A 19,842-nucleotide genomic window follows, 5' to 3' on the forward strand; every position below is an offset into this window, starting at 1 on the left:
ACTTACCAACAATTTTCTCGGTGATGGATCTGTCAAATCGACAGGTTCCAGGCACCTCTTGTGAGGGCGTACAGATGAAATTTGTGGACGATTTACTATCAAAATTCAAAAAGGTCGACGATTCGGAACGCGACCGCCTGCGGACAGTTCGGAATCATCTGCCTGAGGCCGACCATGATATGGACGGAAACCTCTGCGAGAACACGAGCCTCGGCTTGAGATCGACTCGAACCGGACCGTCGAAGAGCACCACACGATTGCGAGCTTTTGTTAAACAAAAGTCCGTTGAAGAAATGGTTGCCGAAGACGAACAAAGGCGCAAACGCCAGGAAGAATTTACTTCTACGGCGATTCAAGATATCGAGCAGCACGGGCACTAAGTTCTGCAGCCGGAACGGTTGCGCTCCATCCCTCTAGTGAACGTGGATGTTCGCCGTTTTACGGTACTCTTCCATCTTCTGCCAGTCTTGCGTCACTTCCGGTTTAGACTTCATAATCTCGTTCCATGTCGTATGCGGACGACCCGTGTCAATTTGCACCATCGTGATGCAATCGTCTACCGGGCAAACCGTTGAACACAGCGCGCACCCGACACAGTCGACTTCACGTACTACCGGCCAGAGTCTTTCATTAGCTTCTTTGGTGATTTTCGCGTCCTTCAAATCGATGCACTGGTGAGCAGCATCATTGCAAGCGATGAAACACAAATTGCACTGAATGCACTTGTCGTGATTGATTTTGGCGACAGACTGAAAGCCAAGATCAAAGTCACCGAAGTTCGAGATCCTCGGCAACGACTTGCCGATGAAGTCATTGCAGCTCTTGAAACCTTTATCGTCCATCCAATTGGACATGCCTTCAATCATGTCTTCGACGATACGGAAGCCCCAGTGCATGACTGCGGTGCAGACTTGCACGCTGGTTGAGCCCAGCAGCATGAATTCAACTGCATCTTGCCAGGTTTCGATGCCACCCATGCCGGAAATTGCCAGTCCAGCCTTCTGCACTTCAGGGTCGGAGGCGACAGCACTGAGCAGATGCAAGGCAATCGGTTTAACCGCTGGTCCCGCGTAACCGCCGTGGCCGCCTTTACCGCCTACGTTCGGTCTGAGTTCGAAGGTGTCGAGATCGACGCCCATGATACTGTTGATGGTGTTAATCAACGAGATAGCCGTCGCACCGCCTCGAACTGCGGCCCTGGCTGGCTGAACGATATCTGTGATATTCGGGGTCAGCTTTACGATTACCGGTTTTGTCGCGGCCTCCATGACCCACTCGGTCACCATACACGTGTATTCAGGCACCTGCCCCATGGCTGAACCCATGCCACGCTCAGACATGCCGTGTGGGCAACCGAAATTCAATTCAAAACCATCGCAACCAGTTTCCTCGGCGCGCTTGATTGTTTCTTGCCAGACTTCTTTCTTCGATTCCACCATTACAGAAACCACAACTGCGTGGTTCGGGAAGTTGCGCTTTACCTCGGCAATTTCCTTGAGGTTTAGATCGATCGGTCTGTCGCTGATCAATTCAACGTTATTAAGTCCGATGATTTTTTGACCTTTGTAGTCGATGGTTCCGTAGCGATTACAAACGTTGAGAACTGGTGCGCCGATTGTCTTCCAGACTGCACCACCCCAACCCTGTTCGAAGGCTTTCTGCACCTGATAGGCGGAGTTAGCCGGCGGCGCAGAAGCCAACCAGAAAGGATTTGGAGATTTGATACCACGAAAGTCGATTTCTAAATTTGCCATCTTACGTTCCTTCAGGCTTGACGTTTTTTTGTAGGGAAGCTCGCTGCAACGACTGTCTCAGCTGCGCAGCAGGGGCGGACATTAGTGAGCGTGCGTTCCGGCGACCTCTTTACAGCAGCCGCTTTTGGCGTGTTCGGATTTGTCTTCCTGTTCACCGACCAACTGGCGATAAATAGCTTTTGCAGCTATTTTGCCATCTTGCACTGCCATTACAGTTGATGCTTCTCCGTGGCTGCGTATGCAATCACCGCCTGCAAAAATCTTCGGATGAACAGTGCGATTGGTTGTGAAATCAACTGCTATGTAACCCTTGATGTCTTTCACACCGTACTTCGAAAGAGCTTCCATCATAGGTGTCTGTTTCTTCTGTCCGATTGCTTTGATGACCATATCGCAAGGAATTACGAATTCCGAACCTGGTATCGCAATTGGTGACCGACGTCCGGAGGCATCTGGTTCGCCGAGATCCATGCGAACGCACTTCAAACCCTCGACTTTACCGTTGCCGACAACTTCGACAGGAAGAGTCAAAAACATAAAGCTGACGCCTTCGCGCAACGCGAATTCGTACTCGAAGTGATAAGCAGGCATCTCAGCCTCTGAGCGTCGATAGATGATGTTGACGCGCTCAGATCCAAGTCGGCGGGCGATAGTTGCACAATCGATTGCGGTATTTCCGGCGCCAATAACACAGATGCGATTACCGAATTTGATTGAATCAAGGTTCTGGACTTTAGTCTCTTCGATGAAGTCGAGCCCATCCAGCACACCGGGCAAGTTTTCACCTGGTACACCCATATCAGGAACGTTGCCCAATCCTACAGAGACGAAAACCGCATCGTTCTGTTCAACTAATTCATCAAGGGTAATGTCTTTGCCGATAGTGACGTTGGTTTTGATTTCAACGCCCATATCCTCGATCATTTTCGCTTCGGCAAGAGCCACTTCCACAGGCTCACGGAACACCACGATACCGTAAGTGCTCAAACCATTAGCCCACTTCTTCTTTTCATAGACAGTGACGTCAAAGCCGAGTTTCACGAGTTCGCCTGCGCAGGAGAGTCCGGCAGGACCACCGCCTACAACGGCAATCTTGAGCCCGTTGCTCTTGCCCTTCTCGAAGAATTTGATACCGCGCTCTGCCGCGTAATCCATGGCATACCGCTGCAATCGACCAATCATGATCGGCTTATGGTCGTGTTCCAGCACACAGGCGCCTTCGCACAATTCCTGCACAGGACAGACTCGAGAACAAGTCGCGCCCATCAAATTCGATTCCAAAATTGTTCGAGCAGAACCTTTGACATTGCCTGTCGAGATTTTGCGAATGAACGTGGGAATATCGATGTGAGTCGGGCACGCCACCATACATGGTGCATCGTAGCAATACAAACACCGATTTGCTTCGGTGACCGCTTCGCGCTCCTCAAGCGGGGGATAAACTTCCTGGAACCGCTCTTCCAGAGTCATCTCCCATGCTTTATAGGTGTTTGGTTTGTAGTGTTCAGCCATGTTTTCTCTCGCCTATGCCTGTCTTATATCTGTGTCAAAACTTATTGCAGCGGGATTCCATTAATCACGCTTAGAGCTTGACGAGTGATTCGTAAGTCTCGGGGCGACGATCGCGGTAGAACTGCCAGGTATGTCGAACTTCTTCGATCTCATCGAGGTTCAAATCGGCAACGACGAGCTCTTCCTGGTCGCGGCTAGCTTGAGCGATAATCTGTCCGCGCGGATTGCAGAAATAGCTGGAGCCATAGAATTCTCCGATGTTCCACGGAGCTTCAGTACCGACGCGATTGATGGCGCCGACGAAGTATCCATTGGCGGCAGCGTGAGCAGGCTGCTCCAGCTTCCACAGGTATTCGGACAATCCAGCTACCGTCGCAGAAGGATTGAAAACGATTTCAGCACCCGCTAAACCGAGGGCACGAGCGCCTTCTGGGAAGTGCCGGTCGTAGCAGATGTATACGCCGATGGTGGCATATTTGGTTTGAAAAATAGGATAGCCGAGGTTACCTGGACGGAAATAGAATTTCTCCCAGAAACCAGGGGCGACCTGCGGAATGTGAGTTTTTCGATATTTGCCCAGATATGTACCGTCAGCGTCGATGACGGCGGCTGTGTTGTACAAAACACCTTTGCCTTCTCTTTCATATATAGGTACAACCAAAACCATGTTGTACTCTTTCGCCACTTCCTGAAGCTTCTTCACGGTCGGGCCATTTGGGACCTCTTCAGCGGATTCGTACCAGCTGTTGTGCTGCTCGGCGCAGAAGTAAGGTCCGTTGAAAATTTCCTGATAGCACAAAATTTGAACGCCTTTATCTTTGGCTTCTTTCGTGTACTTCAGGTGCTTTTCGAGCATGTTCGCTTTGATCTTCTCGATCGTAGCTTTGTCAGTGCCACCCGTGGTCGGCACAATGTCGTTTTTAGTCTGGATTAGTCCACAACGTACAATTTTAGACATCTTGATTGCTTCACTCCTCGATCGGTGCGCTTCAACAAGCGCATAACTAGGGACACTTTTTATCGGCGTTTTACGTGCTTAGCCGACAGGAACCTTCATAGTTGTTGTCAACGCTTAGCTGACAGGAACCTTTGTAGTTGCTTCCAATGCTTTGCGCATAGCCTTCAGCGCAGTATCAACGTTTTCCTTGGTGATAGATAGTGGCGGCTTGATGCGAATCGTATTGCCGTATAGTCCACCTTTACCGAGAATGACACCATCATCTTTAGCCAGCTCAACGATGCGAGCAGCTTCCTTAGTGAGCGGAGTCTTGTTTTCGTCAGCCAGTTCAGCGCCGACCATCAAACCTTTTCCACGCACATCGGCTACCTGAGGGAATGATTTCTGCAGATCGCGCAAACCTTCCATCAAGTATTCACCGACTACTTTCGCATTTTGCATCAGCTTCTCTTCTTCGATGGTTTCGAGAACAGCACAGGCTGTAGCAGTAGAGATCGGATTACCGCCAAAAGTATTGATTTGCTGCTTTTGACCGTGATCTGCAATTTCAGGTGTCGTGATGTAAGCGCCAATCGGCAAGCCATTTGCCAGACCTTTTGCCATTGTGATGAAATCAGGCTGCACGCCCCAGTTGGTGATACCAAACCAGTGATTGCCGGTGCGTCCTACGCCAGTCTGCACTTCGTCTGAAATGAAAAGTACGCCGTACTGCTCGAGAATCTTCTTCACTTCGCCGAAATAGGCATCCGGAGGAGTAATTGCTCCGCCTACACCTTGAATCGGCTCGGCGATCATCACGGCTGGTTTGCCGCTTGTCTGAGTCTGGATAACGCGCTCGACGTCTTTTGCGCATTCCAGATTGCAATTATCTGGTGTCTTTTTGAACGGGCAGCGGTAGCAGTAAGCGTTGGCGGCAAAAGCGATACCGGCGGCAGGCATGACGTCTGGGCGCCATGTGTGGTTTCCGGTCAGGCTGGAAGCGAGATGAGATTCGCCGTGATAAGAATGGCGCAACGCGATCACTTCATGACGACCAGTTGCCAGCCTGGCCATGCGGATTGCCGCTTCGTTGGCTTCGGTGCCCGAGTTGGTCACGAAAGTCTTGCTCAGATTTCCTGGAGTTATCTGGGCGAGCTTTTCAGCCAGGTCAACCATCGGTTGTGTCATGAACACAGTAGAAGTGTGCTGTAAGGTCTGCACTTGCTCAACGGTTCTGGCAGTAACCTTAGGATGGCAGTGACCGACTGACACGGTGACGATGCCGGCGAACATGTCGAGATACTCTTTGCCTTTCTCATCGTAGAGAAATTGCCCCTTCCCTCTGACCAGATGAGGAGGGTCGGCATAAAGCTGTTTGACTCCTGGCACGATGTACTGCTCGCGCTTTTTCTTCAACTCTTCACGGCTTAATACAGCTGTCACGACAACCTCCAGAAAAATAAATGCGACGACGGCGCACGCAGAAGCACTGCGCGACGGTCGAAGCTCAAACAATTGACCAGGGAAACTTAAGTAAGAAATACTACTAATCTATTATTAATAGCGCAATAGTTCTTGATTAATGGTTGTTCATAGCGAACAGATATTGAGGAGATCAAGAACAGGATATGGATCCGGATATGAGTTTTTGTTCAGCATCGCCGCCATCGGTCTCAAAGCGTGAACATTAAAGAGCTAGCCTGAAACTGCGATTCTTCCGCTTGTATACTTGCCTTGTCTTTGCAACGACCGAACTCGGAATCCACTTCGCATCGTCTATAGAAAATGATTTTCAGCAGCCTCCAGTATCTACTCTTTTTGCCAGTCGTAGTTTTTCTCTACTGGCGCACCAGAGGTAGTGTGCGTGTCGCGCTTGTAGTGGCGGCAAGCTACTTCTTCTACATGAGCTGGTTGCCCGTCTACGGACTGTTCCTGCTGGCGTTGTCTTCAATCACATGGTGGCTTGGGCAGGGCATTGCCACTGCTTACCAGAAGAACGAAAAATCGAAGGCCAAGCTTCTGCTCTCTCTGGGATTGTTGCTCAATCTCGGCTGCCTCTGCTACTACAAATACGCCAATTTCTTCATCCTCAACGCCGTAGAAGGCGTCAACTGGCTGCGCAACTTCTTCGGCGCCAGTGCACCGAAGCCCTGGGACGCACCTATATTGGACGTCGTGTTGCCGCTCGGCATCTCCTTTTTCGTATTCGAGTTCGTGCATTATTTAGCCGACATTTATAAAGGCAACAAATCGATTTCATCTTTCATGGAATTCAGCGCCTTCGCATCATTTTTTCCTTCGCAAATCGCAGGACCGATCAAGCGCTATCAAGACTTTCAGGAAAAGCTCACTGTGCCTGAGCCCTGGAGCGCCCCATTGTTTTTTGAAGCGTGCGCTTTAATCGTGCAGGGTATGTTCAAGAAAATCGCTATTGCAGATCCGATCGGCGTTCTTGTCTTTCCGCCGTTTCAAACGATGCAACTGCTGTCTGCCGCAGATGCCACCATCGCTGCAATCGGATTTGTCATTCAAGTTTATTGCGATTTCTCCGGATACACAGACATCGGCAGAGGTTCAGCGCTGTTGCTCGGCATCAGATTGCCGGAAAACTTCAATCTGCCCTATCTGTCAGTCGACCTGGGCGAGTTCTGGAGACGCTGGCATATGTCGCTATCAACATGGATGCGCGATTATGTCTATATTCCACTTGGTGGCTCTCGCGGTGGCACCTGGTTCAGTTCACGCAATCTTCTCATTACGATGATCGCCTGCGGGTTCTGGCATGGCGCCAGCTGGCACTATCTGGCCTTCGGTGCATTGCACGGGCTTGGCTTGATCGCAAACCGCGTGTGGAAAGACGTGCTCAAGAATTCAAAGGCACTGAGCAGTGTCCTCGAAACATCGGCTGGAAAAGCCTTTGGGCTGCTCCTGACGCTGCTCTTCATTGCCTTCACAGACACGGTCTTCCGCTCGCCGGACATTCCGCATGCGTTCAATATGTTCCGCAGTCTTCTCAACATAGGCGCACCATGTACGATGCTGCCGGCACTGTTCAAATCAGGCATTATCCAATTCTTCAGCGTCTATTTCTTCTTCTGGGTAATGCTCGAAGTAGTCACCAAATATCCGGAAAAATTCCCATGGCTGCGTGATTCAGCCCAGGACATCCGCCTGAAATTTTCCACGCCAGTGCGTCTTGCTTCCTGGACCGCTGCCGTTATTCTGCTCTTCGCAGCCAAACCAAATGAAGCTGTTCCCTTCGTTTATTTCCAATTCTGAGGCATCCCGGACTGATGGTTGTATCGACACCACAATCGACACAAGAGAGAATCAACTCGACGCCGCTGACAACGGCGCCGAAGAAAAAGACCTGGCTGAAAACTGCAGCTCAAATCGTAGCCTGGCAAATAGTTGCGCTTTCTCTTATCGAAGTAGTAATGGCGTCAGCAGGCCTGGGCGAAGAGGAAATCTTCAGACTCGATAAACAGATTGGCTTCACCCACATTCCTAACAAGCGCATCTACTGGAAGCAAGAAGGTCCTGGCGTCTACTCTTACTTCAACGCCGACGGCATGCGCGAACCCGGTTTGACCATAGCCAAGCCGGCGGGCACCTATCGCATCGCCGTGCTCGGAGACTCACTGGTTGAAGGCTTGCAGTCACCAATCGAGAAGACCTTTGGCTATCGCATGGGCAAAGAGTTGACGAAAAAGTTGAATCGCCCGGTTGAAGTTTTGAATTTCGGCAACTCCGGCTACTCAACGGCGCAAGAATACCTGCAACTGAAGAAGGTCTGGAAGTACAGCCCTGACATGGTTTTACTCGGTTACAGTAATCGAGACATTTTTGAAAACTGGTCACCACCTGATGAAACCATCACAAACGTGCGACCTTATGCGTTGCACCTGCCGAACTCACATTTAGTCGTAGATAACTCCTCTGTCACCAATTGGATGCGCACACCGCGTGCCAAATTTCTCATGGCGATCACTCCAATCCGCGAATATAGCCATGTCTGGGGAATGATTTCAGCGGCCGAAACGCAATTCGGGCACTCAGATCCTATCTACAAAGCAATCAGTGAATTCCTCACAAATCCAGCCAAGTCTCTGAAGAATACATGGGCAGCCTTACCTGGATGGTTGGCTGCACTTCCGCAAAACACCATCAAGTCGCTTGCAGTGCTGACGGTACAACCTGTCAACCATGTGCCACCACCAGCCAAACCACAAGCACCGGAGGAATCCGTCGACCCGACAGTGCGAGCCCAAGCCCTGCGCGAAAGCACAGCTAAGGAAGATGCAGCTATCGCTGCGGCGGCACAAGAAGAAGCAATAAGAGCAGAAGCGGCACAACTGGCTGCCGCCAACACAGCCGCAAAGGATGCCGCTACACAGTCAGCCATTACAACGCCACCAGATGCGATACCGAACCACCCGGAGAGCAAAGGGGTAGTCAACAAACAACGCAATGTCTTCCTGGGGCTGCTCACACGCACTCTGGGCTCACTCTTAGCTGAGATGAAAGCAGAAAGCGCCAAACATGGAGCAAAATTCCTGGTTGTGGCGATGCCGTCCAGGTCGTTCCTGTGCGCAGACCCGGCCGCGCCGAAAGACGGATTCGACCTTCCTTATCCTGAAGAAGTAAGTCTCGTGAAGAAGCTTTGCGCTGATGATGCAATTCCCATATTCGATGCCGAGGCTGCCATGGAGAAACTGGAGCCAATGCTGCGTACGTGCGAGTTTTACTCCAATCATCTGACTCCAAGAGGTCATGCTTTCGTAGCAAAGAGCTTGCAACCATTTATCGAAAAGCAAATCGAAACTGAGTCGAAACCTTGACACCAAGAACAATCCATTGATAGGATTTGATTTCGGTTGTCTGCGTCCGTAGCTCAGCCGGTAGAGCACTCGGCTTTTAACCGATTGGTCGCGTGTTCGAGTCACGCCGGACGCAAATTTTTTGGAGAGCACTCGTCTCAGTGCTCTCTTTTCACTTTTTAGTAAACAGATATACCCCTGGGCTTCTCCGCCTGACCGCTTCTATGTTCACGACTGGAGCCCAAGATCGCCCATCGATAGTCGATACCATTTGCCCTCATGAACAGCGTGCAACTCTGAGCCCCTGGCCATCACACGGGTAGTCTCCAGTTCGAAAGGACATTGGACGGAAAAATTTGTCTTATTCTTTGAATCACCGGCGCTGCTCAATGTCTGCACAATACATCGAGCTTTGTCTTCGCCATATCCGCCAAACAATAAAACACGATTGGCTTCTACAGCCAGGGCTCCAGCTCCGCACACGTCGTTTTTCCATACATGTTTATTCTTGTTCTTGTCTATTCGAACGAAGGCAAAATCAGTGTAGTAACACAACCACACGTCATCTCCGTTAACATTCATGGCATAACAATCGGCAATTTCATCTAATCCTTCAGGAGCACTGAATCGCCAGGCTATCTCCCCGCACCGATTGAAGCAATTCAAACCCGATGAACCAATTGGCTCATTCCAACCAAAGTTGCCGAAGACCCCCTCGTCGAAATACGATACCCAGATCTCTCCATGTTCAGAAATTTGCACGTCAGCAATGCCATCGCCAGCACAAAATCTGTGTTCCAACTTGCCATCAGCCCCATAAACAGCCGCATTTAGTTCTGGCCCCGAGGGAAGATTGCGACATCGACTTCCAACCAGCAGAAATGAACCGTCAGGAAACGTCTGGATTATTGGATAAGACTGTTCGACATCGCTGACTATGGTGTTCTGAATCAGCTCACTTGAGAATCGCATGATCGCAACTGAGTAAGGTTCGTTGCTGCGCGTTTTGGGAAAGCTGGCAAAGCTATTGTCGACCCGACCAAAAGCGACATCCTTCTTATCGGCGGTCGTAGAGACAACCAGAAGCGATCCGTCATAAGCGACTGCAACCGAAATGATTTCAACACCATCAAGATATGGAGTCAGATCAAGCTTCGGTTTAAAGGTTGCAGTCTTGGAAGGCATCCAACCTCTCTTGTATCGAAGTCAGCACTTTTACCAGGGAAAGTTGACTCGAAAATAAAGCGGCACACCACCCGAGTTGAGTCCCTGGGTGAAATCAAGCACGCCTACCTGAATACCCCGATCGTCGAATGAATCAGGATAGAGGTAGAGCGCTGCTGAGAATTGTTCAACAGTGCCCCGACGAGTAGCACCTGGTCCGAGCATGAACACTACTTCCAAGCCGCGCGGCGATTTGATCGGGGTTTCCAGTTCAAAATATTTTTCCAGCAGAACATCTTCGCCATAGGGTGGCGGTTCTTCATCGTCGATGGGCAGAGTATGTGTAGTCCACTGCCAGAGCACGTCGTCGGTTCCAGCCTTCTTCAAAGTCACGTTCAGGCGTGGGAACCAGTGATCTTCGCCAGTTGCCTCACGATAAACGCTGAGCCGTCCACGAGTCAAAGCAGGTCTATCAACTAACAGCTGCCTGCCCTGTGCGTCAATTTCATCCATTTAGACTTCCCCTCTCCGACCTGTAAAAGCATATCATCACAGGACGCACAAGCCTGACAATGTTGGCCGACAATGTTGCTCCAACCTTACTCCAATTGTCAGGTGCGAGAATTTCTTTTTGTCAGCCGAGTATTAAGGACGAAACGCACTGGAAGATCGGATAATGAGCGCCATGACAATACCTGAGAAAACGGTCAAATTTCCACACCGTCGCTCGATAGGCAGTTTATTCGTCGCTGACGAATCGCAGCCCGAAGAATGGCAGTTGCTGAGCCAGGTTCGAGGGCTCATCGTGACGCCCGAAAACCAGCCTATCAAGTGGGAATGGCTCGAAGAAGCACGCGCGAACGTTGTTGTGCCGGCCGGCAAAAAACTGAAACTGAAGATGAGCGGCAAAGGTTCGGGAAGCCTGGCACCGCTGGCTGATTTGCACCGCGATGATTTACATACTCTCGATTTGAGTCGCTCTGAGATAACAGACATCAGCCTCTCGCATATCGAGCACCTCTCCGGTTTGAAAGTGCTGGAGCTGACCTCCACTAATATCACCGACGCCGGCATGACACATCTCAAAGACCTGACCTCATTGCAGGGGCTCGGATTGAGCCACTGTCACGTAACCGGTCAGAGCGTCAAAGAACTGTCGAAACTGCAGGATTTACGCGAACTGTGGATGAGCGGCGCCGATTTGACCGATGATGAACTCGAATACATCACTGTTTTGAAGAATCTAGTGCAGATTGGTCTGAGCGGCACGAAGATTACAAATGAAGGTTTGCTGACCCTGGCAAAAATCAAATCACTGGTTCGCCTCTATGTTTTCAATACTGCAGTCACCAAGGAAGGCACTGAGAAACTCAGAGAACTGGCACCCACATGCCGCGCCAAGTGGAAGCCCGCGCAGCCGTTCGTTCCGGAAGGGGATTGGGATGACACCAGTGGTGGTGACGACGACTTTTCCGTCATGCCGGACGGCTTGCGCTCAATGCTTGATCTGCCCATCGAACGCACACCTTCGTCTTCGGAAAACGGCAAATTTGGCGAGCACGACTTCTGGAACGTGATTGATCTACTTGATTGGGAGCGTGCGGGTGACGATGAATCCGTCATCGAGCCGGCGGTCGATTATCTGAGCAAGCGTTCCGAGAAAGATATCTCCACCTTCAATGACATTCTCTCGGAAAAATTGCATCGCCTCGACGGTGAAATTTTTGCCAGACAGTTAGGAAAAGATGCCTACCGTGGTCCCGCCCATCGCTTCGCACGTAACTGGTTCTTGCGCGTTCGCTGCTGCGTGGTCGCAAACGGACGCGATTTCTTCCAGGAAGTTGTAGCCGAGCCTCAGCACATGCCTAAAGAGACAGAGTTTGAAGCGATTTTGCGGATTGCGCCAAAAGCCTTTGAACGAAAGACTGGAAGAAAACTTCCTGTCAAAACAAAATACAACTACGAGACCTTCGGCAACAAACACGGATGGGCGCACCATGTCGCGCACGGCGAAAAATAGCAAAGCAGTTGAGTTTGATGCCGAGCTTGAGAAAGCGCTGAAGTCACTGAAGAAGGCTGACAAGCAGCTGGCTCGAGTAATCAAAAATGTCGGACCCTGCACGCTCAAGCCTAACGACATACAGAGCCCTTTTCTGGCGCTGGCGGAGTCAATCATCTATCAACAACTTTCAGGAAAAGCTGCCGCGACAATTTTCGGCAGAGTAGAGGCATTGTATGCCGATTCCGGCGGAATGACCGCAAATTCAGTGCTGAAAACACCCGTCGAAATTTTGCGCGGAGCAGGCTGCTCGAACGCTAAAGCAGTGGCACTCATCGATCTGGCCGAAAAGACGGTATCAGGAGTGGTGCCAACCGAATCGCAGCTGCACAAAATGCCGGACCAGGAAATCATCGATCGCCTTGTCAGTATACGAGGCGTAGGCAAGTGGACCGTCGAGATGTTGCTTATCTTTCGCCTGGGGCGAATGGACGTCATGCCAGCCACTGACTACGGGATTCGCAAGGGGTTCGGTCTGACTTATGGACTGCCCGATTTACCTACGCCCAAGAAAATTCTTGAGCATTCTGAAATATGGAAGCCCTACCGCACTCTAGCAAGCTGGTACCTCTGGCGTTGCCTGGAACTGCCGGAATCTGCCTGGTAGCTTTGGCGAGGCATCCACAGAGCCCCAAACAGGTAAGCGAGAGTGACGATAAACTGGCAAGAATAAGCATGCGAAGACGATGCGGGTTAGGATAATACTGACGAACAAATGGTGCAGCAACGGCATGACAATAAAAAACAGCTGGCAAAAAATCTTACCGGCGGTAACGCTGGTGGCTCTCTTCCAGACGCAGGCGGTTCTGGCGCAGAGTTCTCAATACTTGGCCGGCATAAAATCGATGGCGCTCAACGACATACAGTCGGCAATTTACAACTTCGATCAGGCCGTCACCAATGACGGTACCGACTTCAGATCTTTTCTAAAGCGTGGTCAGTGCCTGTATGAGCTGGGCGACTACAAGCTGGCGATTGCCGACTTCAACCAGGTACTGAACCTGAAACCACGCAACGAAGATGCCCTTCTCTGGCGAGCCAACAGCTATGCCAAACTAGGCCAGGCTGACAAAGCATTGACTGATTACAAAGCACTGCTGCTTCTCAACCCCATCAAGATTGCACTTGTCAGTCAGAAAACAGTCTTTACCTCAGGCCGACTGACTAATTCAATTGATGATGACTCCACTTCCGCCTCAACATCAGCAGCGAGTGCCACTTCGTCAGCGCCAAATGTGACGGCATCTGGTGCAACGCCATCCAGCAGCACATCCAGCAGCACATCCGGCACCGATACGACAACACCCGACAGTTCGTCCACCGGTACACCAGGCTCAGCCAGCGCAAACACGCCTCCGGCTCTACATTTGCGTGCATCACTGTTCGCTGCCGGAGCAAACCAGATTGGTGACATCAGCTCGGCGATTTCACTTGATCCGAAAAATCCGCAGCTCCTCTACAAAAGAGCGCGGGCCTATATTCAACTAAAAAAATACGAGAATGCCGTCAATGACTTATCCGACGCGCTGATGAACAACCCTAATAACGCCTCCTACTACCTCTGCCGAGCGCTCGTATATCACTTGATCGGCACCGACGTCCTTGCAACTGAGGACATCAAGCAGGCACAATTCTGCGATCCGGGGCTGCCCAAAGTAATTGATTTCGAAAACCCTCCAAACAAGTCGTAGTTAATGCAAAAGAAGAGCTCGATACTGACTGGCAAAATTCTTACATCATCAGGAGCGCTTCTCCTGATCAGCACCGGCCTGGCGACAGAACTGACAAATCAGATAATGCGCGGCAGCCGGAATTGGCAACTTGCCCCATCAACATGCCTGGCCGCCGTGGCCCAGGAGAGCGACACAAATCAGCCGAAGAAACTTGCCGTCACAAACGCAGTAGCTTATTGGGCGCACGACGCAACTGGTTACCATCCGTCTCTTTGCGTGCGAGTAGAAAATATCAGCGGCAACGATTTAACCGGCAAAGCAATCAAAATGCAGTGCCGTTTTGTCGATCTGCGATTGGGCCATGTCATGATCGCGCGCCGCGAATTACGCTACGAGCTGGCTCCAAATCAAGCTCTGAACTTGATTTTTCACGGACCTGAGCCATACGAATTACCGATCGACCAGTATCAGTGGCCAATAGTGGAATGCAAGTTGATGAGTCGCGTCGGCGATGTCGATGATTCCGGCACCGAAGATTTGCTCATCCTGCCCAAACTGGAATCAGTCACAATGACAGACGATGAAGCTGTCACTGCCTTATCTCGGGGCTTTTACCAGTCGTCAAAGAAGGGCAACCGGTCAAAGACAGCCCATCGCGATACTTCTCGATCTGAATACAAACCCGACAGCCACAGCCGATCTGAATCAGGTAAGTCTGACTACAAAGCCGACAACAGTAAGCCTGAATACAAGAAGCCGGAACCACCGATGACGGCAAAGGCTCTCTCGCTCTCAGCAAGCGGCAAACAATCGACACCCGCGACCGGAACGGATACAAGATCGGCACTGACCAAATTTGCAGCACAACCGAAAGTGCCGGGTTTAGGCAGCGAATTTCTAGAATTCGAACAGATGTACGGGCGCCCGGTAGGCGCCTCGATCAAAGACAAAGGCTGGTCGTGGATCAAGTACAGCAAGCAGGACCCTGCCATCGACGTATATGTCGGCGCTAAAGGCACCGCCAGCAAAGCAGATTTGATTGTCGCCAGAGTTCCGGCCGAAATCGTTCAATCTGAGGCCCAGATAGTCGCCGTTGCAAAGTCCATGGCAGGCAAAATGCGCGGAGCAGCCCTTGAGCACACACATAAATCGGTGAAATATCAGCAACTTTCAGAACAGAAAATTCGCCGCATACTCCTTACCAGCATGGATTCACCCGGTTACCGGCTGTGCTATGTCGCTCCCAGGGAAAGCTCAGGTGAAGATAATAACTACATTCTCATCCTCTCCAGGTTCACCGGAGATACCCCATCTATGATGCCCGAGCTAATCAGGCGGGCGCCCATGATGAAGTTCTTGTATTCCGCGCTGGGACTGCCGGACCAGGATTGATGTAATCTAGACAACAAAATCGCATGGAGACCTAAACAAAAACATATAGAGGAAGGCTATCAAGCGCCGAGGCCATATAATGCGTTTGCGTCTTATGCATTTGTGTCTCAGGAGCTTCCAGTATGCCAGTGCAATCACCTCCGAAACCGTCAGCAGAGTCAACAGTTGAAATGGAGCAGAAGCTCACACCGCCGCCGAAGACGATATTCGACACGATCCCGCTAGGGTTAGTTTTGACCCTAGCCAAGCCCTATCTGGCAGGGCAGAGTGCCGACGAAGCCATTAAAATCGCCCACCGCATCTACGCCGAAAACAAATTTTGCGGCACCCTGGACATTCTCGGAGAAGACGCACCAACTCCAGCGCACTGCGAAGGCTACGTAGACGCCTACAAAGAGCTCTTCGACGCTGTGCAAGCAAATCAGATAGAGGCGACCAATCCTCGCGATCGCCTGACAGTATCAATGAAGCCATCTATGTTCAGCACCATGGCTCCACAACATGGAAGAGAAAGCGAAAAGGCGCAGGAAGATGCTTTCGACCGCATCACACGAGTCGTCGACTATGCTCACAAGAAAGATATTCAAGTCACACTCGAAGCCGAAGATCACCGCTGGACAAACTTTCATTTGGAAGCATTTTTCGCATTGATCAACGCCGGTTATACAAATCTCGGCACAGTGCTGCAAACACGCCTGTTCAGAACCGAAAATGACATCAAGCGCTTCGATGAACGCATGCGTGTACGGTTAGTGATCGGCATATACAATGAACCAACCCAAATTGCGCACACAGATAAACGCGTCATGAAAGATCTGGTCGTGCAATACGCAAAAGAGTTGCTCGGCAAAGGCGTATACACAGAGCTGGCAACGCACGACACAAAATGCATCGAGAATTTCTATCAAAGCGTTGCTGTTCCCGACAAAGTGCCTGCGACACTTTTCGAGCATCAGATGCTGCAAGGCGTACCGCGTCAAAACGTGCAGCAAAAATTGCGCAGCGGCGAATATTTCACAGACCTGGCTGCCAGTGCCGCTCTAGCCGATCAGCCGTATTTGAAAGAGCTGCAGTCGACTGGCGTTCCTGTGCGCATGTATCTTCCCTTCGGCACAGCCAAAGTTTCAGGTGCTTATTGCAGACGCAGACTGCGTGAGAATCCAAACATGATCACATACGGGTTCAAGAACTTTTTCGGCATACAGTAGACAGTCGACTGGAAATCAGAACTCAGTCATATCATGTCCAAACCTGGCAGTCGGATAGCAACCGGATCGCAACCTTATTGAGTTACGGCAAGCTGATTCTGCTTGAGGTTCTCGAGAAACTTGAGAATATCCTCTTTAGGATTGAGGTGACTTATCTTCACCTGCGCATCCGGAACCCCGCCGGCTACCAGGTGTTTGCGCAACTCTTCGTAAGCGCCCACTCTTAAGAACTCGACAGTAGTATCGGCAAGTCGGCCAGATTGCCGTTTGGCATCATATTCGATATTCTTCAAACGCAACTGTCTATCGAATTCCTGACGCAAAGACTCAGTCACTTCAGGCGTTAGCAGCCTGGCGCAATCTTCATCGAACGATTCACACCAGAGCTCATAGTGAGGCTCAGGGCGAAACTTCGGAATGACGGTAAAAAACCGCAATTTCAAACCACACTTCTGGATCGCTGCGGAAACGGCTTCAGTTACTTGCGACTCGGTCAACTTTTCGCCCGTAAAAGAACTGATGTTTCCGCCTTTATGCAAAAATTCGATCAAAGGCGCTTTATTGTGCCATCCAGCTACTTTGACAATGTCATTGATATTGTATCGATATAAACCACCGGCTGTAGTGAACAAAATGAAGTAGTTTTCGCCGGTCGTCAGCTCGTGCGCCAGAAGTGGTCGTTTTCCAGACCCCATCTCGTTTTCCGGCACGAATTCAAAGAAGTGTGAGCGCAGCGCCAACAACTGTTTACCCGGTGCTATCGAGACTGTACCGCGCCCTTCACTTGCACCATAGGTGATATCACAGACAGGCAGGTCGCCAAAAAATTCCGGCAAATCTTGCAAGTAGAACGCTGCTGCGGCCTTGGTCCAGCAACAAATCAAGCTGAGATTTTTCCAAATTTTCCGAGGCTTGAAATCACCAGTGGCGAGCAGTTGCTTCAATTCAGCGGCGCGCTTCGCATCTGGTTTCAAGAATTTCTGCAAGGCAACCATGATCTGCTCGGGCAACTCGGCAGGCGGCTTGAGAGTGCCGTGCTCGACATCGGCGATGAGACGGTCGGCATATACATTCAGGCGTCTGGCCAGAACAACGATTGTGCTCGGATTCAATGTATAGATAGAACTGATCGGCAACATGAGCGCACAACGCAATAAACTGTAATAGCGACTCTCATAATCCTTTATCAAAAAAAGCTCGTAGGGCAGCGGAGACACATACTTCTTCACCAGGGGCGGCTCCTCCAGGTAAAGGCGCCCTGAGATTGCACCATACGGAATGTCAGCCGGGGTGCGCCCCTCTTCGGCTGGCGAAAAGACTGACAGCGTCACACCCTTAGCAACACCCGGAAAACTCCGCAACAAGTGATACCCGGACGACACAGAGGCTTTGCGAAACTCTTTGACATAGCTGCGAGTAATTGGAATCAGCTTACGAGCGCCTGTAGTGCCACTTGTAGTAGCAAACATGAATGGCATCTCACGGGTGAGCACATTTTGCTCCCCTTCCGAAACACGCGTGATGTAAGGTTGCAGGGTGTCGTATTCGTTGATGGGAACAGCATTTTGAAAGTCGGCTGCTGTTTTTATTGATGCGAAACCGTGCTCTTTTCCGTATACGGTTTCTGCATTGGCAGAAATTATCTCCATCAACTTTTCAAGTTGAGCAGAAGCCGGGTCGAGACTGGCTTGTTCCAAAGCCTTTGCCTCGCGCGAGCCGAGGATACCGAATGCCGAATAAAGCAAAGTGCGAAACATGCTCGAAAAATTTGTCTGAAATGTTTGTTAGCTCAACACCAATGAGCATCCGAAAGTCTAGCACTATACTTGACTATACGTTTTATGGCGCTCCCAGACGCCAAAATTATTTCGCGCAGTTTTAAAAATGCTTCCCTTACTGGCTCTAATCACTCTTGCTGCAACGATTGCACAGATCGTCTCATTCAACAGAATGTTCAGCTATGTGCAAAGAGAATTGGCATTCAAACCGCCGCTTGAATATGCGCCGAAAGTCTCGGTTATCCTGCCTTGCAAAGGACTGGATCGCGGCTTCGAAGAAAATATGGTCAAACTCCTCGAGCAGAGATATATAGGTATCGACGGAAAACCCAGATTTGAAGTCATTTTTGCTGTAGCGCAGGAAAGCGACCCCGCCTATGCAGTGCTCAAGAGAGTCTGCGAATCACAGAAGGCAATCCCGACAAAACTGGTAGTCGCAGGCATAAATCAAGCTCGCGGACAAAAAATCAACAATCAGTTACGTGCCTTGCAAGAAATATCAGACGACACGGAAGTTCTTGTATTCGTTGATTCCGACGTGATTGCACGTCATGACTTCATTCAATATCTTGTCGCCCATTTGCAAGACCCGACCGTCGGCGTAACCACGGGATATCGTTTTTACATCCCCTTTAAAGGCGATTGGCCATCACTGTTACGCTCGCTGTGGAACCGCATGTCAGCCTGGGAGCTGGCTGACCCCAACTACGCGTTCGCCTGGGGCGGCGCCATGGCGACTCGCAGAAAGACCTTTGACGACGCCAAAGTGGCACAACACTGGGACCGATCGGCTGATGACGACCTATCTTTGACAACAGCAGTAAAAGATATAGGGCTGAAAGTGCGCTTCGTACCACAATGCCTGGTAGCCAGTGACGGAGATGCGACCATTCCAGAAATTGTTGAATGGACAAATCGGCAGCTCATATTAACGAAGGTTTACTACCCAAAACTCTGGCGTCGCGCCATTCGCCGAGCGGTGATTTTAGTGGTCTGGCTGCTGGCTCTGGTCGGTTCAATCGTGACCGCAGCTCTAACAGGTTCGACAGAATTAATCGCAGCCAGCATAGCCGGGCTGATTTTATTGCCAATCGAAGTCTATTTCTTGCTCAAAGCCCAACGCCTCTGGTATCGCGTACTTTCATTAAGCGCAAAAGAAGAGGACTTTAATGGTCTAAATTCAGCTCAAAAATCAAGTGAGCGCGCTCTTATGGAGCATGCTTTTCAATCTTCACTTTTGAAATTTTCACTCGTTCTACCACTTGCGCATATCGTTCTGCCGTGGATGACGCTATATTCTGTATTAACGAACAGAATTCGCTGGCGCGGAATCGATTACGAGCTGAGAAGCCCCAGCGAAGTAGTGATTATTTAACCGCGTTAAGACGAGCGTGTATGCCCGTCACTATGGGCATCGAATCAGCTGACCTTGTTAAAAACTGTCCAATGGACCGACCTTGCAGGCCCTCTATACTTCTTAGGTTTATTACCTGGCCCAGACCGCTGTCATCGAAGAGATCACAAAGGCTTGACCCACCCTATTGC

General features: G+C 50.5%; 16 protein-coding genes and 1 tRNA gene. 10 read left to right on the top strand and 7 right to left on the bottom strand.

From position 1 onward, the window contains the following. Nucleotides 1-74 precede the first annotated feature (74 nt). Entirely contained in the window at nt 75-380 is a 306-nt protein-coding gene (locus EKK48_14875; GenBank protein RTL41013.1) for a hypothetical protein, read from the top strand. A 33-nt stretch (nt 381-413) separates the two neighbouring features. Here EKK48_14875 and preA read toward each other — a convergent pair whose 3' ends face one another. The 4 genes from preA to EKK48_14895 all read right to left on the bottom strand — a co-directional run bounded on the left by preA (nt 414) and on the right by EKK48_14895 (nt 5,646). After that, on the bottom strand, nt 414-1,754 hold the full coding sequence (gene preA, locus EKK48_14880) for an NAD-dependent dihydropyrimidine dehydrogenase subunit PreA (protein ID RTL41014.1): 1,341 nt from the start codon (nt 1,752-1,754) through the stop codon (nt 414-416). An 81-nt stretch (nt 1,755-1,835) separates the two neighbouring features. Beyond that, nucleotides 1,836-3,224 carry an NAD(P)-dependent oxidoreductase gene (locus EKK48_14885; GenBank protein ID RTL41046.1) on the bottom strand — a complete coding sequence of 463 codons (1,389 nt, stop codon included), beginning with the start codon at nt 3,222-3,224 and terminating at the stop codon, nt 1,836-1,838. A 112-nt stretch (nt 3,225-3,336) separates the two neighbouring features. After that, on the bottom strand, nt 3,337-4,224 hold the full coding sequence (locus EKK48_14890; GenBank protein ID RTL41015.1) for an acyltransferase: 888 nt from the start codon (nt 4,222-4,224) through the stop codon (nt 3,337-3,339). 114 nt (nt 4,225-4,338) lie between these two features. Beyond that, nucleotides 4,339-5,646: an aspartate aminotransferase family protein gene (locus EKK48_14895; protein ID RTL41016.1), complete on the bottom strand. Its 1,308-nt coding sequence runs from the start codon at nt 5,644-5,646 to the stop codon at nt 4,339-4,341. Between the two features lie 342 nt (nt 5,647-5,988). On the opposite strand from EKK48_14895, the gene EKK48_14900 reads away from it, so the two are divergent. From EKK48_14900 to EKK48_14910, 3 genes are all read left to right on the top strand, one after another. After that, nucleotides 5,989-7,482, top strand: coding sequence for an MBOAT family protein (locus EKK48_14900; protein RTL41017.1), 1,494 nt, complete (start codon nt 5,989-5,991; stop codon nt 7,480-7,482). Nucleotides 7,483-7,496: 14 nt separating this feature from the next. After that, the gene (locus EKK48_14905) at nt 7,497-9,044 is read left to right on the top strand and encodes an SGNH/GDSL hydrolase family protein (protein ID RTL41018.1); all 1,548 of its coding nucleotides are present in this window, start codon (nt 7,497-7,499) and stop codon (nt 9,042-9,044) included. Between the two features lie 42 nt (nt 9,045-9,086). Further along, nucleotides 9,087-9,159: transfer RNA gene (locus EKK48_14910), tRNA-Lys, on the top strand. A gap of 92 nt (nt 9,160-9,251) precedes the next feature. On the opposite strand, the gene EKK48_14915 is transcribed toward EKK48_14910, so the two are convergent. Together EKK48_14915 and EKK48_14920 are read right to left on the bottom strand one after the other, a co-directional pair. Continuing rightward, the gene (locus EKK48_14915; GenBank protein ID RTL41019.1) at nt 9,252-10,208 is read right to left on the bottom strand and encodes a hypothetical protein; all 957 of its coding nucleotides are present in this window, start codon (nt 10,206-10,208) and stop codon (nt 9,252-9,254) included. Nucleotides 10,209-10,238: 30 nt separating this feature from the next. Beyond that, a complete protein-coding gene (locus tag EKK48_14920; GenBank protein RTL41020.1) occupies nt 10,239-10,700 on the bottom strand; it encodes a hypothetical protein in 462 nt (153 codons plus the stop codon). Between the two features lie 163 nt (nt 10,701-10,863). Between EKK48_14920 and EKK48_14925 the strand changes: the two genes are divergently transcribed. The 5 genes from EKK48_14925 (at nt 10,864) to EKK48_14945 (ending at nt 16,519) form a co-directional block, all read left to right on the top strand. After that, complete coding sequence (locus tag EKK48_14925) at nt 10,864-12,207, top strand: DUF4240 domain-containing protein (GenBank protein RTL41021.1); 1,344 nt, start codon at nt 10,864-10,866, stop codon at nt 12,205-12,207. Beyond that, complete coding sequence (locus tag EKK48_14930) at nt 12,185-12,853, top strand: DNA-3-methyladenine glycosylase 2 family protein (protein ID RTL41022.1); 669 nt, start codon at nt 12,185-12,187, stop codon at nt 12,851-12,853. Before EKK48_14925 ends, EKK48_14930 begins: the two co-directional genes overlap by 23 nt. A 79-nt stretch (nt 12,854-12,932) precedes the next feature. Next, nucleotides 12,933-13,937, top strand: coding sequence for a tetratricopeptide repeat protein (locus EKK48_14935; protein ID RTL41023.1), 1,005 nt, complete (start codon nt 12,933-12,935; stop codon nt 13,935-13,937). 3 nt (nt 13,938-13,940) lie between these two features. Further along, a complete protein-coding gene (locus tag EKK48_14940; GenBank protein RTL41024.1) occupies nt 13,941-15,311 on the top strand; it encodes a hypothetical protein in 1,371 nt (456 codons plus the stop codon). 122 nt (nt 15,312-15,433) lie between these two features. Continuing rightward, nucleotides 15,434-16,519, top strand: coding sequence for a hypothetical protein (locus EKK48_14945; protein RTL41025.1), 1,086 nt, complete (start codon nt 15,434-15,436; stop codon nt 16,517-16,519). A gap of 74 nt (nt 16,520-16,593) precedes the next feature. On the opposite strand, the gene EKK48_14950 is transcribed toward EKK48_14945, so the two are convergent. Continuing rightward, complete coding sequence (locus EKK48_14950) at nt 16,594-18,276, bottom strand: GH3 auxin-responsive promoter family protein (protein ID RTL41026.1); 1,683 nt, start codon at nt 18,274-18,276, stop codon at nt 16,594-16,596. A 127-nt stretch (nt 18,277-18,403) separates the two neighbouring features. Between EKK48_14950 and EKK48_14955 the strand changes: the two genes are divergently transcribed. Further along, complete coding sequence (locus tag EKK48_14955; protein RTL41027.1) at nt 18,404-19,672, top strand: glycosyltransferase family 2 protein; 1,269 nt, start codon at nt 18,404-18,406, stop codon at nt 19,670-19,672. Nucleotides 19,673-19,842: the final 170 nt, after the last annotated feature.

This window comes from Candidatus Melainabacteria bacterium, assembly GCA_003963305.1.
In the GTDB taxonomy this organism is placed as follows: Bacteria; Cyanobacteriota; Vampirovibrionia; order Obscuribacterales; family Obscuribacteraceae; genus PALSA-1081.

Excerpts from the sequence above, each read along its gene's own strand:
- preA (RTL41014.1), bottom strand. The coding sequence starts at position 1,754 with ATGGCAAATTTAGAAATCGACTTTCGTGGTATCAAATCTCCAAATCCT.
- EKK48_14925 (RTL41021.1), top strand. The coding sequence starts at position 10,864 with ATGAGCGCCATGACAATACCTGAGAAAACGGTCAAATTTCCACACCGT.
- EKK48_14905 (RTL41018.1), top strand. The coding sequence starts at position 7,497 with ATGGTTGTATCGACACCACAATCGACACAAGAGAGAATCAACTCGACG.
- EKK48_14915 (RTL41019.1), bottom strand. The coding sequence starts at position 10,208 with ATGCCTTCCAAGACTGCAACCTTTAAACCGAAGCTTGATCTGACTCCA.
- EKK48_14875 (RTL41013.1), top strand. The coding sequence starts at position 75 with ATGAAATTTGTGGACGATTTACTATCAAAATTCAAAAAGGTCGACGAT.
- EKK48_14940 (RTL41024.1), top strand. The coding sequence starts at position 13,941 with ATGCAAAAGAAGAGCTCGATACTGACTGGCAAAATTCTTACATCATCA.
- EKK48_14955 (RTL41027.1), top strand. The coding sequence starts at position 18,404 with ATGCTTCCCTTACTGGCTCTAATCACTCTTGCTGCAACGATTGCACAG.
- EKK48_14945 (RTL41025.1), top strand. The coding sequence starts at position 15,434 with ATGCCAGTGCAATCACCTCCGAAACCGTCAGCAGAGTCAACAGTTGAA.
- EKK48_14920 (RTL41020.1), bottom strand. The coding sequence starts at position 10,700 with ATGGATGAAATTGACGCACAGGGCAGGCAGCTGTTAGTTGATAGACCT.
- EKK48_14950 (RTL41026.1), bottom strand. The coding sequence starts at position 18,276 with ATGTTTCGCACTTTGCTTTATTCGGCATTCGGTATCCTCGGCTCGCGC.
- EKK48_14935 (RTL41023.1), top strand. The coding sequence starts at position 12,933 with ATGCGGGTTAGGATAATACTGACGAACAAATGGTGCAGCAACGGCATG.
- EKK48_14890 (RTL41015.1), bottom strand. The coding sequence starts at position 4,224 with ATGTCTAAAATTGTACGTTGTGGACTAATCCAGACTAAAAACGACATT.
- EKK48_14885 (RTL41046.1), bottom strand. The coding sequence starts at position 3,224 with ATGACTCTGGAAGAGCGGTTCCAGGAAGTTTATCCCCCGCTTGAGGAG.
- EKK48_14900 (RTL41017.1), top strand. The coding sequence starts at position 5,989 with ATGATTTTCAGCAGCCTCCAGTATCTACTCTTTTTGCCAGTCGTAGTT.
- EKK48_14930 (RTL41022.1), top strand. The coding sequence starts at position 12,185 with ATGTCGCGCACGGCGAAAAATAGCAAAGCAGTTGAGTTTGATGCCGAG.